This is a genomic window from Pseudomonas sp. TYF_14, from assembly GCF_043105275.1.
Taxonomy (GTDB): domain Bacteria; phylum Pseudomonadota; class Gammaproteobacteria; order Pseudomonadales; family Pseudomonadaceae; genus Aquipseudomonas; species Aquipseudomonas alloputida.
In genome coordinates, this window is sequence record NZ_JBICLK010000030.1 from 18621 (window position 1) to 32606 (window position 13986).

The window sequence follows — 13986 nt, forward strand, 5'->3', positions numbered from 1 at the left end:
TATCTGTAGCTCATGCCACACCTGCTGAAACTGCCCAAAAACCTGGTTGGCCGTGACTTTGTCGTGGGTGATATTCACTTCAAAACCCGAGAGCTCCATAGAGGCCTCCAAGCACTCGGTTTCGACCGGTCTGTCGACAGGTTGATTGCGGTTGGCGACCTAATTGATCGCGGCCCTGGCATGCTTGACGGACTCAAGCTCTTGGGGGAGCCATGGTTCTACACAGTCAAGGGCAATCACGAACAGATGCTCATTGATGCCTACCGTGCCAACCCGCATCTACCGTACTCCGCTCACGGTGCTCGCTGGTGGATGTCGATCGATGAAGAGTCGAAGCCCATGATCATAGCTAAGCTTGAGAGCTTGCCGCTGATCATTGAAGTGGAGACAGCTCATGGCCTGATCGGAGTCGTGCACGCCGATGTGCCGGCGGGGCTGAGCTGGGCTGACTTTACTAGAGGCATCGATAACCCCCAGTTCCAGGACATAGCCCTATGGGGCCGTGAAAGGATCAAAAAACACCATCGTGGAGGTGTCCTAGGTGCATGGCGCGTGTGCATTGGGCATACTTGGATTCCGCAGGCACTTAGGTTCGGCAACGTCCTTGCTCTTGACGTCACTGGCGGAGGTGACGGTTCATTGGCGATCTACTCTGTGCACGACGACACCATCTACGTCGATGGTAAGGCAGCGGGCCTGGATCAAACTGCCCGACTCGGTGAGCAATTGGCCCAGCTTGAGCAATCACTTACTGCGCTGAAGACCTTGGTAAGCGGGAACAAGTTAATTGGGTCTCAGATCGCCAGCCGTGAGGCTGAAGCTCAAGCAAAACAGATCAGCTCCGCCTGGCTAAACATCGCGGATGAGGTCGCCGGTACCCAGCAACTGGTGAACGCATTGCATGGGTTAAGTCTTCTATCCGGCGAGCGCCGATCGGCAAAGTTGGAAGAACTGCAAGCACGGTACGCGGGCACCCCCACTGGAGATCTGCTCATTCGACTATTCAGCGCCGGGGATGCTTGAAGGCGGCCACCTGCCCTACCCTGGCCACCGTTCATGAGGCATGGGGTGAACTCCATGCCCTTATGCCTCGAGAAACAGGGGCACTACTTAACGTGGCCACCCTCTCCTAGGATATGGCGGAGCTTCCTGACGGCGCTGTCCGGAGTCGTCAACACAGGCTTATCAGTACGTGCCATGCACAGTGACGCTGCGGTCGTCATGGAAAACTGAGCAAAGCAGATCACATCAGCGTCGGCTATCGAGCCAACCATTTCACTCACCAGTTGATCATGTCTCGCCGTATCGAGCGCTTGCAGCGCCGCCATCGCTCCCGGGACGAATGCAGGCTGGACAGTAACTTTCGTTTGCCGGAGCTCCACTGCCGCTTTGATTTCTTCTGAAATCGAGTCGATAGATGGCGCAAAAGTGGCCAGTAGCGCAATTCGCCCACCATGATCAAGCGCCTCCTCCAGCATGGCCTCATTGGGCTTTAGCACCGGGATAGAAAGCGCCCCTTTGCACAGATCTATTGCTTCACCGAACGCTGAGCAGGTGAACAGGATTGCATCTGCGCCGGCACCCTGCGCATAGCCTGCAAGGCTCATGAAGCGCTCTTTAAGCGCGGTCGTGAGGTGGCCTGCGTTACTGAGATCTCTAGGGAGAGAATCCTCAAGGAGATTGCACAGCTCAGCTTCTGGCCACAGACGAGCGAACGCCTCGTTGATCGGAGACATCGCTAAAGGCGTTGCGTGTATGAGGAAGATTCGTTTCCGACCCCTGGTGTTTTCGCTCATCACAGCTCCTCTGTCAGGATTACAACGCCATCTTCGTCGGCAATAACCATGTCACCCGGCTCTATGATCTGGCCAGCAAATCTAAGGCTTAGGCCTACCTGACCCTCACCACGCTTAACCGACTTCGTCGGGATGACCCCTAATGCTTTGACGCCAAGCGGCAGCGCTTTCAAAACCGCTTTATCGCGAACATATCCGTTGACCAGCACACCCGCCCAGCCGTTATCTGCGAGATCTTTGGCGATGTGGTCACCAAACAGCGCGCACCGATCGCTACCCCCGCCATCAATGACAAGCACGCGGCCCTCCCCAGCCTGAGTGCTCAGCTCCTTGATTCGAGAGTTATCTTCGAAACACTTCAAGGTCACCGCCTTGCCGCTGAAGGCTTCCTTCGCTCCTAGATCTACAAAAATCGGAGCTAAGACCTTAGCCCTGGAACCAAGCTGATCGCACAAATCCGTCGTTTTTTCGCTCATCAGGCAGCCCTGTTACTCACCATTGGGGAATCCAATGTTGCATGAATTGGATTTGCGTGCAATAAAATGCAATCAGTAGAGGCGATGCAGACCTCGCTCTCTGAGCTGATCTCGTGAGTCCGACTACTCATCGACGAAATGCTCGAAGCCCTTATCTTGCTTGCCCCCAACCCACTGATTGATGGAGATCGTGATGCGTATCTTGGTACTTCCTTGTGATGGTATTGGCCCTGAAATCATCGAGTCTGCGATGCAGGTACTGCACGCTACCAATCGTAAATTCAATCTAGGGCTTCACTTTGACTACGATGATGTCGGCTTCACGAGCCTGGAAAAACACGGCACCACGTTGAGAGAAGAAGTGCTCGAAAAGGCGAAAACCTATGACGGGATCATCCTGGGCACCCAGTCCCACGCTGATTACCCAGCGCCAGAAAAAGGCGGTCGGAACGTTTCTGCAGGCTTCCGCATTGGCCTGGATCTCTACGCCAACGTGCGCCCGGCACGCACCCGCCCGTACATTGAAACCAACATGAAACCAGGCAAGAGCATGGATCTGGTGATCATGCGCGAGGCCACCGAAGGCTTCTATCCTGACCGGAACATGTCTCGTGGTTGGGGAGAGGTGATGCCTTCCCCTGACATGGCACTCTCCACCCGAAAAATCACCCGGCACTGCAGCGAACGCATAGCCCGTCGCGCCTTCGAGCTGGCGATGAAACGTAACCGCAAAGTGACTGCGATTCACAAGGCCAACAGCTTCCACATGACGGATGGCTTGTTCCTGGAATGCGTTCGACACGTCGCCAAAGAGTTTCCCGAGGTCAAGCTCGACGATCTGCTGGTCGATGCATCAACCGCCCACCTGGTGCGCAACCCAGAGCGCTTTGATGTAGTGGTGGCAACCAATTTCTACGGCGACATCATCAGCGATTTGGCTAGCGAACTGTCCGGCAGCCTTGGCCTGGCTGGTTCGATAATGGCCAGTGACAGTCACTGCTGCGCTCAAGCTCAGCACGGATCTGCCCCCGACATTGCAGGTCAGGATGTCGCTAACCCTGTTTCGATGATCCTTTCGGTCGCAATGTTGCTCCAGTGGATGGGGGAGCACCACGATGTCCCCCTACTCCACGAGGCAGGTAGTGCAATGGAGCAGGCCGTAGACACCGTATTAGAAGACCCCACAAAGCGCACTGCCGACTTGGGCGGGCACCTTGGTTGCCGTGCTTTCGGTGAAGCCGTGGCACAAGCCATTACCGGTTGAACGCGTATGGCGCATGCAGGTGCGCCAGAACGACGGAGCCTCGCTTCATTCACTAACCAAAGTCATGAGTCAAAGCGTAAGCGCCTGAGCATGGCAAAGAGGATTTGGCTGTGAGCCGATTATTACTGGGCTGCATTGCTGACGACTTCACAGGAGCAACAGACCTCGCAAGCATGTTGGTCAGGGGCGGGTTGCGTACTGTGCAAGTGATAGGTGTTCCTCAAGCGCAGCTCGACGAAGACGTCGACGCCGTGGTCATCGCACTTAAGACGAGAACCTTGCCCGCAACTGAAGCTGTCGACGAATCACTAGCCGCACTTGCATGGCTCCAAGGGTCGGGGTGCCGCCAGTATTTCTACAAATACTGCTCCACCTTCGACTCTACTAGCCAGGGCAATATCGGGCCCATCGCCGATGCATTACTTGACGCCTTAGGCCTCTCGTTCGTAATTGCATGCCCGGCTTTTCCTGAAAACCAACGCACGCTCTACAACGGCCACCTGTTCGTTGGCCAAACGCTGCTCAGCGAATCCAGCATGCGCGACCACCCGTTGACGCCAATGACTGACAGCAATGTGGTACGCGTCCTACAGCAACAGACCGCCCGGAAGGTCGGCCTGATCACACACTCCGTCATCCAGGAAGGTGCCGACGCTGTACGCCGGGCATTTGCCCAAGCACAAGAAGATGGCTGCTCTTACGCAGTCATCGATGCAATCAACAACCACGATTTGCAAGTGATAGGCGAGGCAGCCAGCGAGCACATCCTGGTGACCGGAGGCTCCGGTGTTGCTATGGGTATGCCGAGAAACTTCCAGCGCCAGGGGCTGCTTGCTGACACCTCTACCGCTTCGATCTCATCACACCGTGATGGTTATGCAGCGGTTCTGTCCGGGAGCTGCTCTCAGGCAACGAATGGCCAGATTGATCACTGGAAAGCCACTGATCGTCCATCCTTCGCACTTGACCCACTGCGTTTGTCAGAGAGCCACGACCAAATCAGTGAGGCTCTGAAATGGGCCAAACCGCTGCTTGCACACGGCCCTGTCCTGATCTACGGAAGCGCATTGCCTGAGGATGTGAAGGCGGTACAGAAGCACCTTGGTGCAACAGCGGCGGGCGAGATAGTTGAGCATGCCTTGTCCCAAATTGCCGTGGGGTTGCGGGAGATGGGCGTTAAATCCTTCGTGGTGGCGGGCGGAGAGACCTCAGGGGCCGTTGTGAAGGCGTTAGGCATAACTGGCTTGCGTATCGGTGCGGCCATAGATCCAGGCGTGCCATGGACGATAGGCCTGGGCGACCAACCTGTGGCACTGGCACTGAAGTCGGGGAATTTCGGCTCCCGCGATTTTTTCAGTAAAGCGTTGGAGTTAGCGCCATGAATGAAAGCAAGCAACGCGAGGAGATCGTCCTACTGGGCAAGTCCATGTACGACAGAGGGCTGACCCATGGGGGAACAGGCAATATCAGTGTGCGTCTCGAGGATGGCTGGCTACTGACGCCTACCGGAGCCTCTCTCGGTCGCCTAGATCCTGCAAGACTCACCAAACTGGACTGGGAAGGTCGCCATGTCAGCGGAGACAAACCGTCCAAGGAGCTGATGCTGCATCTCGCCATGTATCAAGAGCGCCCCGACAGCGGCGCAGTGGTACACCTTCACTCGACTCACTCAGTGGCTGTATCCGTTCTCGAAGGGCTTGATCCTGATGACCTTCTGCCAGCGATCACTGCCTATTACGCGATGCGGGTCGGTAAGCTACCGCTAGTGCCTTACTACGCACCTGGCGACCCCGCATTGGCGGCAGCAGTGCGCTCGTTCTCCAATAAGCATCACGCCATGCTGTTGGCTCATCACGGGCCTGTTGTAGCAGGTACCAGCCTGAGCGCTGCAGTTGATGCCACAGAAGAACTGGAGGCTACCGCAAAGCTATTTTTGCTCATTTTCCAGCACAAGTTTCGGACACTGACTCCGGAAAACATCGCCGAAATCCGCCGCCTCTACCCACTCAAGTGACAGACGAATGCTAGCAAGCTTGAAGCAATGGTGGGCTACACCACTGATTGGTATCGGTGGAGCGCTCCTCGCCGAAATCGCAAATTGGCCTCTGCCCTGGATCGTCGGCTCGATGCTAGCGGTGATCATCGTCCGATGCTCTGGATGGTTGATCGCAGAAATCCCGAATGGACGTAAATCAGGCCAGTGGCTGATTGCCACGTCCATCGGCCTGCATTTTACCCAACCGGTAGCTCAGGAGATTTTCAGTCATTTCTTGCTCATGCTCGCCGCTGCCTTCCTCACCTTGATATTGGCTCTGGCGGGTATCGCGTTCATGAGACGCCAAGGCATGGATCTCACCACGGCCTATTTCGCGTTCATGCCAGCGAATTTTGCCGAGATGATTCAGTTGGGCATGCGGTACAAGGCCGACGTCAGTCAAATCGCTGCAGCCCACAGCATTCGATTGGTGCTGATAGTGCTGAGCGTGCCACCGGCCATGTTTCTGCTTGCCCACCTCTCACCCGCCGATACGGTTCAATCCCGTCTGCCCCCAGACTGGATATGGCTCGGCCCCATGCTAGCGGGCGGTGTTCTGGTAGCGTTTTTGTGGAAACGAGCGGGACTGCCCAACCCCTGGATGTTCGGCCCCATGGCACTGTGCGCCATGCTGACCACTACATTCGATCTTCGTACCGCCCTGCCGGTGGAACTGAGCCAATACGGTCAGCTGATGATCGGTTGCGCTCTAGGTAGCTTTTTCGACAGGTCGTTCTTCCGCAAATCACCGGCCTATCTGCTGAAAGTGGTCATATTCACCCTGTGCATGATCGCCGGGACTTTCCTGTTCGCCTGGGGCTTCGGAGCACTCTCTGGCCTTCCAGAACTGACCATGGCACTCGGCATGATGCCTGGTAGCAGCACCGAGATGTACCTGACGGCAGAGGCGCTACACCTTGGCGCCGGGGTGGTAACTGCCATGCAGATCATGCGCCTGGTTGTAGTCATGCTGTGCGCGGAACCAGTCTTGAAACTGTGGTTGGCCCGCCAAAACCAGGAGTAGAACGATCAACGCTCCCGCTGAGGAATTTGAGGATCACTCCTCCGGTAGCCTCACATTTTCTTCAGCATTCTTCTCGACCTTCGGGCGAAGGCCAAGGATCGGCGATTTGCGTGCAAAAGAGCCACTGAGATGCCGCTTCATGAGGTGGGCTGCCTCCAGATTGTTGCCTTCAACGACCAACTCAACCATCCGCAGGTGCTCGGCACACTGCCCATACATACGCTTGCGATCGATCATGGCGCGGTACTCGATCAATCGCCGCATGTTGTTCAGCTGCTTGAGAATCAAGAGATAGTGAGGGTTACCGGACAGGCTGATGAGGTCTTCATGGAAACGAATACCGGACTTCAATAGGGCGTCAGCCGGCAGCGTTTCGATTGCTCCCGATAGCAAGTCCTGCTGCTCTCTCTTCAGGCGCGCCAGCACTTCGAGGTCGTGATTAAAATCACTCTCCAGCAGCGCTGCGGGCTCAATCAAGGAGCGAACCTTGTAGATTTGCTCGAGAGCTTCCGGTGTTTTGGCCACATCTAGAAAACGCCAGCCGTAGCCAGGCTTAGGCTCTGCCCACCCGACCTTTGCCGCCCTATTGAGGATGTCGGTCACTTGGTATTTGGTCAGGCAATAGCGCTCTCGCAGGTACTTCTCAGTAACCTGGGCAGGAATGGCATCGTTCAGCCAGTCTTCTGAAAGCTGGTAATACTCCGCAGGCTCCTCCAGCGTGGTGATCTCATCGAGCGGTTTTTGCAGAGCATCGGCTACGCCGATCACAAAAAAACCTCGATTCGGGATCTGCTCAAGTACGCCCTGTTCAGCCAGGAAAGTCAGCGCTTCCCGAGCGGGCGAGCGAGAAACCTGGAACTCATCGCCGACTTTCTGGGCGCTGAGATGCGAGCCGGGAGCAAGGTCGCCAAATTGAATTTGGTGCCTAATCTGAGAAACGATTCGCTGGACGAGGGGGCTGGATGCCATGCATGTAAACCGAAAGGTGGAAAGGCCGAATTATCAGTTACTCGGCACCGGCACCCAACAGTATACGTGACCACATGCATCAGCCGTTACGGCTGATTTCCGCCCGTGGCTCAGTCAGTGAAGTGCTGACTTTCATGGCATTAACCATTCCTTCTGCTTGCCTTAAAACCCGGGCTCACGTCGCTAGACGACAAGAGCCCGGTCACCTCATCAGTGGGTTTTCATCAGGCAGCAGTGGAGTACCAGGGGTACAAACCGAACGCCATGGACGCCGCCATGATGACGAGGCAGAGCAGCAATGACCACTTGAAGGTGTATTTCTGGTGGTCACTGAACTCCACGCCCGCAAGTCCCGCCAGCAGGTAGGTCGATGCAACCAATGGGCTCAGCAAGTGAACTGGTTGCCCAACCATCGAGGCCCGTCCAATCTCCGCCGCGCTAATGCCATAGGCTTCTGCAGCATGTGCTAGAACCGGCAGCACGCCATAGTAGAAGGCATCGTTGGACATGAAGAACGTACCAGGGATGCTGATGATTGCCGTGATCGGTGCGAGATAAGCACCCCAGCTGTCCGGCAGAGCCCAGAGCAACGTTTCCGACATCGCCTTGACCATCCCGGTACCCGAAAGGATCCCAGCGAAGATGCCAGCAGCGAGGAAGATCGCAATCTGATTAAGCGCTGTAGGCGCGTGTGCTGCGATACGACGGCGTTGATCATCGATACCTGGGTAGTTGATTACCAGCGCTACCGAGAACGCCAGCATGAACAGCACTGGCAACGGCAGCAACTCAACCACAAGGCATCCCATCAACGTGATGGTCAATGCCGCATTTAGCCAGAACATCTTTGGCCGGCGCAGCTCGGCATTCTCATCACTCAGGGTGAGCAAGTCGCTGATGTCGTCGTCGGAAACGCTTGCATGCCGACGCGTGTCACCAGGTAGCGTGAGAGTCCCCAGTCGCTTGCGCTCTTGCAGCCCCAGGTAGAAAGCCAATGCAAGGACGCTGAGGAAACCGATGATCATTGCTGGAATGAGTGGCAGGAACAGCTCTGTGGTTTCCACTTGCAGCGATGCAGCAGCACGCGCCAAAGGCCCGCCCCACGGCAGCAAGTTGGTCACACTCGCGGCAAGGATGACCACACAGGGCAATATGAGCGGGTTTATTTTTAACCGCTTAAACAACGGAAGCATTGCCGTGATGGTGATCATATAGGTTGTAGACCCATCACCGTCGAGCGAAACCATTCCCGCTAGCAGCGTAGCAAAGAGAACAGCTTTGGCAGGATCACCCTTGATCAGCTTCAAGAAAGTTCGGATAACGGGGTCAAACAACCCGGTATCGAACATCATGCCAAAATAAAGAATTGCAAACATGACCATGACTGCAGTCGGGGCGACTTTACGCAACCCTTCAATCATCATGAGACCCATGTCGCCAGTAAAACCACCCAACATAGCGAAGATGATCGGTATGGTCGTCATCGCTACCAATGGCGCAAGTCTCTTCGTCATGATCAACGACATAAACGTGATGATCATGCCGTAGCCGAGAATGGACAGCATTGTTATCTCCGAAACAGCATTGTATTTGTTATGAGCTATTAGAAGCCGAGCTGATTGCTCAGCTCATATGCAGGCCGCCGTTAATAGCGAAGTCAGCACCCGTTGCGAATGCTGATTCCTCAGATGCCAGCCACGAGCACATGGAGGCAACCTCTTCAGGTGTTCCCAGTCGCTTAACAGGGATGTCCTGAATCACCTTGTCCATTCGGTCGTTTTCTGTGATGGCCTTGAGACGGGCAGTTGCAATATACCCAGGGGAAACCGTATTGACGGTAACTCCTCGTGCGGCTACCTCACGAGCGAGGGCACGAGTGAAGCCACGGATCGAAGATTTGGCAGTAGCGTAGTTAACCTGCCCAACATGGCCCAGCTGGGCGTTTACGGAGGAGATGTTGATGACCCTACCCCATCCTCTTGCCGTCATGTCGTCAATAACCTGCTTAGTGACGTTGAACAGAGAGTTCAGGTTGGTATCGATAACTGTCTGCCAATCACCTGGATCCATATCGCGAAACAATACGTTACAGGCTGTGCCAGCGTTATTAACTAGGACATCAATCGGGCCAACATCCTTCTTCACTTTCTCGAATGCTTTCACAGTGGAGTCCCACTCTGCAACATTCCCTTCGCAAGCAATGAAGTTAAAACCCGCTTTCTTTTGTTTCTTCAACCACTCGCTACGAATGGCAGAATCGGGCCCGCAGCCGGCCACAACAATGAATCCATCCTTGAACAAACGTTGACAAATGGCAGTTCCTATACCGCCCATACCACCTGTGACGAACGCAACTTTCTTGGACATGACGTAACCCTTATAGTTTTTGTAGGGACGCTTATGGCTGACGCGCAGGCGCACCTCAGCTCTGGGTACATCCTAGAAAGGGCTTTGAAAAATTGAAATTGGTCTTTAGGAAAGACAGCGTTCTCACTCCGAGAACGCTGCACACTCACAAAAAATGTCGAGATCTAGTTTGTTACAAGATATTTAGAATCTGTAATTAAGTTGTTACGGGATATTTTCAGATCGAGAGGCTTCGCTCTCTTAATTCGCTATTCAGGATGCGATCATTTTCAGAGTAATCCACAGGACAGTCGATTACGTGCACACCTGGGTTGGAGATGCAGTGATCCAGCAACGGTAGCAGGGCATCCGCACTCTCCACACGATAGCCGTTAGCACCGTAGGACTCAGCATATTTGACGAAGTCTGGGTTACCGTAGTCCAGGCCGAAATCGGTGAAGCCCATGTTGGCCTGCTTCCAGCGAATCATGCCGTAGCCGTCGTCACGCAGGATCACCACGGTGATGTGCATGCCCAAACGCACTGCGGTTTCCAGCTCCTGGCTGTTCATCATAAAGCCACCGTCGCCGCACACGGAAATGACCGGGCGATCAGGGTGCACCAGGTGTGCGGCCATGGCCGATGGCAGGCCGGCGCCCATGGTCGCCAGGGCGTTGTCGAGCAGCACGGTGTTCGGCTTGTGGGCCTTGTAGTTGCGAGCGAACCAGATCTTGTAGATGCCATTGTCCAGGGCCACGATGCCTTCGGATGGCAACACTCGACGAATATCTGCTACCAGACGCTGCGGGTACACCGGGAAGCGCTCGTCGTCGGCACCTTCGATGATCTGCGCTTCGTTGGCCTCACGAATAGCCAACAGGCGTGTGAAGTCCCAGTGGCTGGTGTCATTCAGCGCTTCACCGATCTGCCAAACGGCATTGGCGATGTCGCCGATCACTTCGACCTGAGGGAAGTAGACGGCATCGACTTCGGCGGAGCGGAAGTTGATGTGGATGACTTCGGTACCACCACGCACCATGAAGAATGGTGGCTTCTCGATCACATCGTGGCCGATGTTGATGATGAGGTCAGCCGCTTCGATGGCGCGGTGTACGAAGTCACCGGACGACAGAGCGGCGTTGCCGAGGAAGCGCGGGTGGCGCTCGTCGACCACACCTTTACCCATCTGGGTGGTGATGAACGGGATGCCGGTCTTGTCGATCAGTTGCTTCAGCACCTTGGCAGTCATCTTGCGGTTGGCACCAGCGCCGATCACCAGGATTGGGCTGCGAGCATTCTGCAATTTCTCAACTGCCGCTTCGACGGCCTTGTGTTCTGCCAGCGGACGTCGATGCAGGCTGCGCGGAATCGGCAGAGCGTCGGTCTGCTCGGCAGCGATGTCTTCAGGCAGTTCCAGGTGCACGGCGCCCGGCTTCTCTTCTTCGGCCAGACGGAACGCTTCACGCATACGCGAAGGGATGTTGTCAGCCGAGGCGAATTGGTGGGTGTACTTGGTGATGGGATCCATCATTCCGCAGACGTCGATGATTTGGAAACGACCCTGCTTAGACTTTTTGATCGGCTTTTGGCCGGTGATCATCATCATCGGCATGCCGCCCAGATAGGCGTATGCACTGGCGGTGACCAGGTTGGTCGCACCAGGGCCGAGGGTCGACAGGCTGACGCCGGTCTTGCCGGTCAAGCGACCATAGGTGGCGGCCATGAAGCCCGCCGACTGCTCGTGACGGGTCAGTACCAGCTTGATCTTCGACTTACGAAGGGACTCCAGCAGGTCGAGGTTTTCCTCACCAGGAATGCCGAACACATACTCGACACCTTCGTTTTCCAGGCATTGCACAACGACATCGGCGGCCTTGGCCATTTCATTACCCCAAGCACGGTGGGCTATTACGCCCTTCACTTCCAATACGAGAGGCTGTTACCAGCCTCCCTTCTAAACATTACGATCTACGGTGCAACGGTCACATCGGACTGACCACTCTCGGCCAGCGCTTGATGAACAAAGCCTTCAGCTTTTTTCCGCTCAATGAATGCCCTCACATATGCGGCACCAGCGTCCCGACCTTTCGGCACGGCCATCGCCTGGCGGATCGAGGTAAAGGCGTCGTCCAGAACGCGATAGCTCGGGTCACGATCAGCCACCTTTTGCAGGGGCTGGCGGACTCCCGCAGCAGCGTCGAGATTCTGGTCTAGGAACAAATCAACTGCCCCTGCAGAGGTCTCCGCTCGCTCAAGCTGGGCATGCTTCAAGGTACGAGTCAGGAACAGGTCATAGGCAGCGCCTTTACCCACTGCCAGCTTCAAGCCGGCTTGGTCTAGATCGGCGACCGAGCGGAAAGGAGAGTCGCGATCAACGAGGTATGTCCCCTCAATGATCACGTAAGGCTCGCTGAATGAGATCTGGGCCTCACGCACCGGCTCAATAGCCAAAAATGCCAGGTTCCAGACGCCCTCCTCCAGCGCGGCAAAGACCTTTCCAGCAGCGTCAAAAGTACGCATTTCGAGCTTTACAGACAGCTCTTCTGCGAGCGCTTTGGCCAGCGCAACAGACACGCCTTGAGGCTCGCCACTCGGGCCGCGCTGGGCGAGCACGGGGTTACCGAAATTGATGGCAGCGTGCAGAACGCCACCAGGAGCCAGGTCATCAAGTACCGCTTGGGTAATGGTTGTCATAGGGTTCTCCTGAAGGTGGATTACCAGATTGGCAAGGTGTAGGAAACGATCAAGCGATTCTCGTCAGCACCACGTGCGAGGTTCGAGCGGTACGCCGCATTGCGCCAACGCACACCGACATTTTTCAAAGCACCGGACTGGAACACGTATGCGATGTCAGTGTTGCGTTCCCACTCACGACCTTCTCCCACGTGAGTAGCGGCATCGGCGTTATCGCCTTTGACGTAACGCGTCATGAAGGTCAGCCCTGGGATGCCAATTGCAGCAAAGTTGTAGTCGTAACGGAGCTGCCACGAACGCTCGCCCGGCTCTGCGAAGTCGTTGATCTGGATGTAGTTCGTGAGGTACGGGTCAGTGCCGTTGAGAAACGGCATCGACGTATCACCATTCATTTTCTGGAGCCCAAGGCCGAAGGCATGGCCACCCAAGCTGTAGGTGAACAGACCACTCAGTGCCCCACTGTCGATCGCCCCACCCTTAGCACTGCCGGCGTCGTCGCTCAGCATGTACCGCAGGTCGCTTTTGAGCTTACCTGGGCCAATGCTCCAACTGTGGTTTATGCCAAAGAAGCTCTGCCGGTAGACATCCTGCAGTTCGGCGTACTGGTAGCTAATCGTTAACCCTTTGTTGATGGCGTAATCAAAACCGCCCACCCAGTAATCGTCACCCTCCACAGCCCCGGCAAACCGACGGTTCTTGTTGTTCAGGGTGATTTTCTGCGCGTCGGTAGAGTCACGATCAGTGACACGATTGAAGCGCGCCCCCGTCAGGGTGAGGCCTTCAAATTCATTGCTGGTGAGCAGGCCACCTTCAAAGGTCTGCGGCAGAATCCGTCCGGTGTTGGCCTGTACGGTTGGCAGCTTAGGAATCAGCGTTCCGTACTTGAGCTCGCTTTCGGAAACTTTCACTTTGGCTGTCAAACCGAGACGGCTGAACTCATCTGCCGCACGGCCATCATCATGCACCGGCAGCAAACCGGAACCCGAGCGATCCGGGCTTGAGTCGAGCTTGATACCCAGCATGCCCAGGGCGTCGAGACCAAAACCTACGGTGCCGGGGGTGTAGCCAGAGCGGAAGTCAAAGAGAAAGCCTTGAGCCCACTCTTCCCGCTTGGATTGAGCGGAACCATCGCGAAAGTCGCGATTGAAGTAGTAGTTCTGCAGCTGCAGGCTTGCCTTACTGTCCTCCATAAAACCCTCTGCATCGGCGGTGCCGATGATCAGGCAAGGGGACAAGGTGATCAGGGTACGCATGATGTTTTTGTTGTTGTGCATCTGGCGATTCCAGTTTGTTGGCATGAGACTGCCCGACCCGTGGTTGGGCAAGGATGGGTTTGATCGTTACGATGGATTGCTTCTCGGCTTGAGACCGCTCCTACAGCG

General features: G+C 55.7%; 13 protein-coding genes. 5 read left to right on the forward strand and 8 right to left on the reverse strand.

Translation table 11 applies throughout. From position 1 onward, the window contains the following. Positions 1-12: 12 nt before the first annotated feature. Positions 13-1023 carry a metallophosphoesterase gene (locus tag ACF8O8_RS08540; protein WP_392509515.1) on the forward strand — a complete coding sequence of 337 codons (1011 nt, stop codon included), beginning with the start codon at positions 13-15 and terminating at the stop codon, positions 1021-1023. Positions 1024-1106: 83 nt separating this feature from the next. On the opposite strand, the gene ACF8O8_RS08545 is transcribed toward ACF8O8_RS08540, so the two are convergent. Together ACF8O8_RS08545 and rraA are read right to left on the reverse strand one after the other, a co-directional pair. Then, positions 1107-1796, reverse strand: coding sequence for an aspartate/glutamate racemase family protein (locus tag ACF8O8_RS08545; protein ID WP_046614962.1), 690 nt, complete (start codon positions 1794-1796; stop codon positions 1107-1109). Then, positions 1796-2272 (reverse strand): ribonuclease E activity regulator RraA, encoded by a 477-nt coding sequence (gene rraA / locus ACF8O8_RS08550; RefSeq protein ID WP_196173117.1) that lies wholly within the window; start codon positions 2270-2272, stop codon positions 1796-1798. Before rraA ends, ACF8O8_RS08545 begins: the two co-directional genes overlap by 1 nt. A gap of 193 nt (positions 2273-2465) precedes the next feature. On the opposite strand from rraA, the gene ACF8O8_RS08555 reads away from it, so the two are divergent. The 4 genes from ACF8O8_RS08555 (at position 2466) to ACF8O8_RS08570 (ending at position 6595) form a co-directional block, all read left to right on the forward strand. Beyond that, positions 2466-3536, forward strand: coding sequence for an isocitrate/isopropylmalate dehydrogenase family protein (locus ACF8O8_RS08555; protein WP_281869307.1), 1071 nt, complete (start codon positions 2466-2468; stop codon positions 3534-3536). Between the two features lie 110 nt (positions 3537-3646). Next, complete coding sequence (gene otnK, locus ACF8O8_RS08560; protein ID WP_281869306.1) at positions 3647-4918, forward strand: 3-oxo-tetronate kinase; 1272 nt, start codon at positions 3647-3649, stop codon at positions 4916-4918. Further along, a complete protein-coding gene (gene otnC / locus ACF8O8_RS08565) occupies positions 4915-5550 on the forward strand; it encodes a 3-oxo-tetronate 4-phosphate decarboxylase (protein ID WP_196173110.1) in 636 nt (211 codons plus the stop codon). The genes otnK and otnC overlap by 4 nt, the downstream gene beginning before the upstream one ends. Before the next feature lie 7 nt (positions 5551-5557). Beyond that, entirely contained in the window at positions 5558-6595 is a 1038-nt protein-coding gene (locus tag ACF8O8_RS08570) for an AbrB family transcriptional regulator (protein ID WP_281869305.1), read from the forward strand. Positions 6596-6628: 33 nt separating this feature from the next. Here the strand turns inward: ACF8O8_RS08570 and ACF8O8_RS08575 are convergent, their stop codons facing one another. The 6 genes from ACF8O8_RS08575 to ACF8O8_RS08600 all read right to left on the reverse strand — a co-directional run bounded on the left by ACF8O8_RS08575 (position 6629) and on the right by ACF8O8_RS08600 (position 13878). Next, positions 6629-7564, reverse strand: a complete 936-nt coding sequence (locus ACF8O8_RS08575) for a GntR family transcriptional regulator (protein WP_281869304.1) — start codon at positions 7562-7564, stop codon at positions 6629-6631. A 224-nt stretch (positions 7565-7788) separates the two neighbouring features. Next, positions 7789-9129 (reverse strand): CitMHS family transporter, encoded by a 1341-nt coding sequence (locus ACF8O8_RS08580; protein WP_046614955.1) that lies wholly within the window; start codon positions 9127-9129, stop codon positions 7789-7791. 58 nt (positions 9130-9187) lie between these two features. After that, entirely contained in the window at positions 9188-9931 is a 744-nt protein-coding gene (gene phbB / locus ACF8O8_RS08585; protein ID WP_281869303.1) for an acetoacetyl-CoA reductase, read from the reverse strand. Positions 9932-10148: 217 nt separating this feature from the next. Continuing rightward, on the reverse strand, positions 10149-11792 hold the full coding sequence (locus ACF8O8_RS08590) for an acetolactate synthase large subunit (RefSeq protein WP_046614954.1): 1644 nt from the start codon (positions 11790-11792) through the stop codon (positions 10149-10151). Positions 11793-11878: 86 nt separating this feature from the next. Further along, positions 11879-12604 carry an ABC transporter substrate-binding protein gene (locus tag ACF8O8_RS08595; RefSeq protein ID WP_392509516.1) on the reverse strand — a complete coding sequence of 242 codons (726 nt, stop codon included), beginning with the start codon at positions 12602-12604 and terminating at the stop codon, positions 11879-11881. Between the two features lie 20 nt (positions 12605-12624). Next, positions 12625-13878 (reverse strand): OprD family porin, encoded by a 1254-nt coding sequence (locus tag ACF8O8_RS08600; protein ID WP_046614952.1) that lies wholly within the window; start codon positions 13876-13878, stop codon positions 12625-12627. Positions 13879-13986 lie beyond the last annotated feature (108 nt).

Excerpts from the sequence above, each read along its gene's own strand:
- ACF8O8_RS08595 (WP_392509516.1), bottom strand. The coding sequence starts at position 12,604 with ATGACAACCATTACCCAAGCGGTACTTGATGACCTGGCTCCTGGTGGC.
- ACF8O8_RS08575 (WP_281869304.1), bottom strand. The coding sequence starts at position 7,564 with ATGGCATCCAGCCCCCTCGTCCAGCGAATCGTTTCTCAGATTAGGCAC.
- ACF8O8_RS08540 (WP_392509515.1), top strand. The coding sequence starts at position 13 with ATGCCACACCTGCTGAAACTGCCCAAAAACCTGGTTGGCCGTGACTTT.
- ACF8O8_RS08590 (WP_046614954.1), bottom strand. The coding sequence starts at position 11,792 with ATGGCCAAGGCCGCCGATGTCGTTGTGCAATGCCTGGAAAACGAAGGT.
- ACF8O8_RS08555 (WP_281869307.1), top strand. The coding sequence starts at position 2,466 with ATGCGTATCTTGGTACTTCCTTGTGATGGTATTGGCCCTGAAATCATC.
- ACF8O8_RS08570 (WP_281869305.1), top strand. The coding sequence starts at position 5,558 with ATGCTAGCAAGCTTGAAGCAATGGTGGGCTACACCACTGATTGGTATC.
- ACF8O8_RS08600 (WP_046614952.1), bottom strand. The coding sequence starts at position 13,878 with ATGCACAACAACAAAAACATCATGCGTACCCTGATCACCTTGTCCCCT.
- ACF8O8_RS08580 (WP_046614955.1), bottom strand. The coding sequence starts at position 9,129 with ATGCTGTCCATTCTCGGCTACGGCATGATCATCACGTTTATGTCGTTG.
- phbB (WP_281869303.1), bottom strand. The coding sequence starts at position 9,931 with ATGTCCAAGAAAGTTGCGTTCGTCACAGGTGGTATGGGCGGTATAGGA.
- ACF8O8_RS08545 (WP_046614962.1), bottom strand. The coding sequence starts at position 1,796 with ATGAGCGAAAACACCAGGGGTCGGAAACGAATCTTCCTCATACACGCA.
- otnC (WP_196173110.1), top strand. The coding sequence starts at position 4,915 with ATGAATGAAAGCAAGCAACGCGAGGAGATCGTCCTACTGGGCAAGTCC.
- rraA (WP_196173117.1), bottom strand. The coding sequence starts at position 2,272 with ATGAGCGAAAAAACGACGGATTTGTGCGATCAGCTTGGTTCCAGGGCT.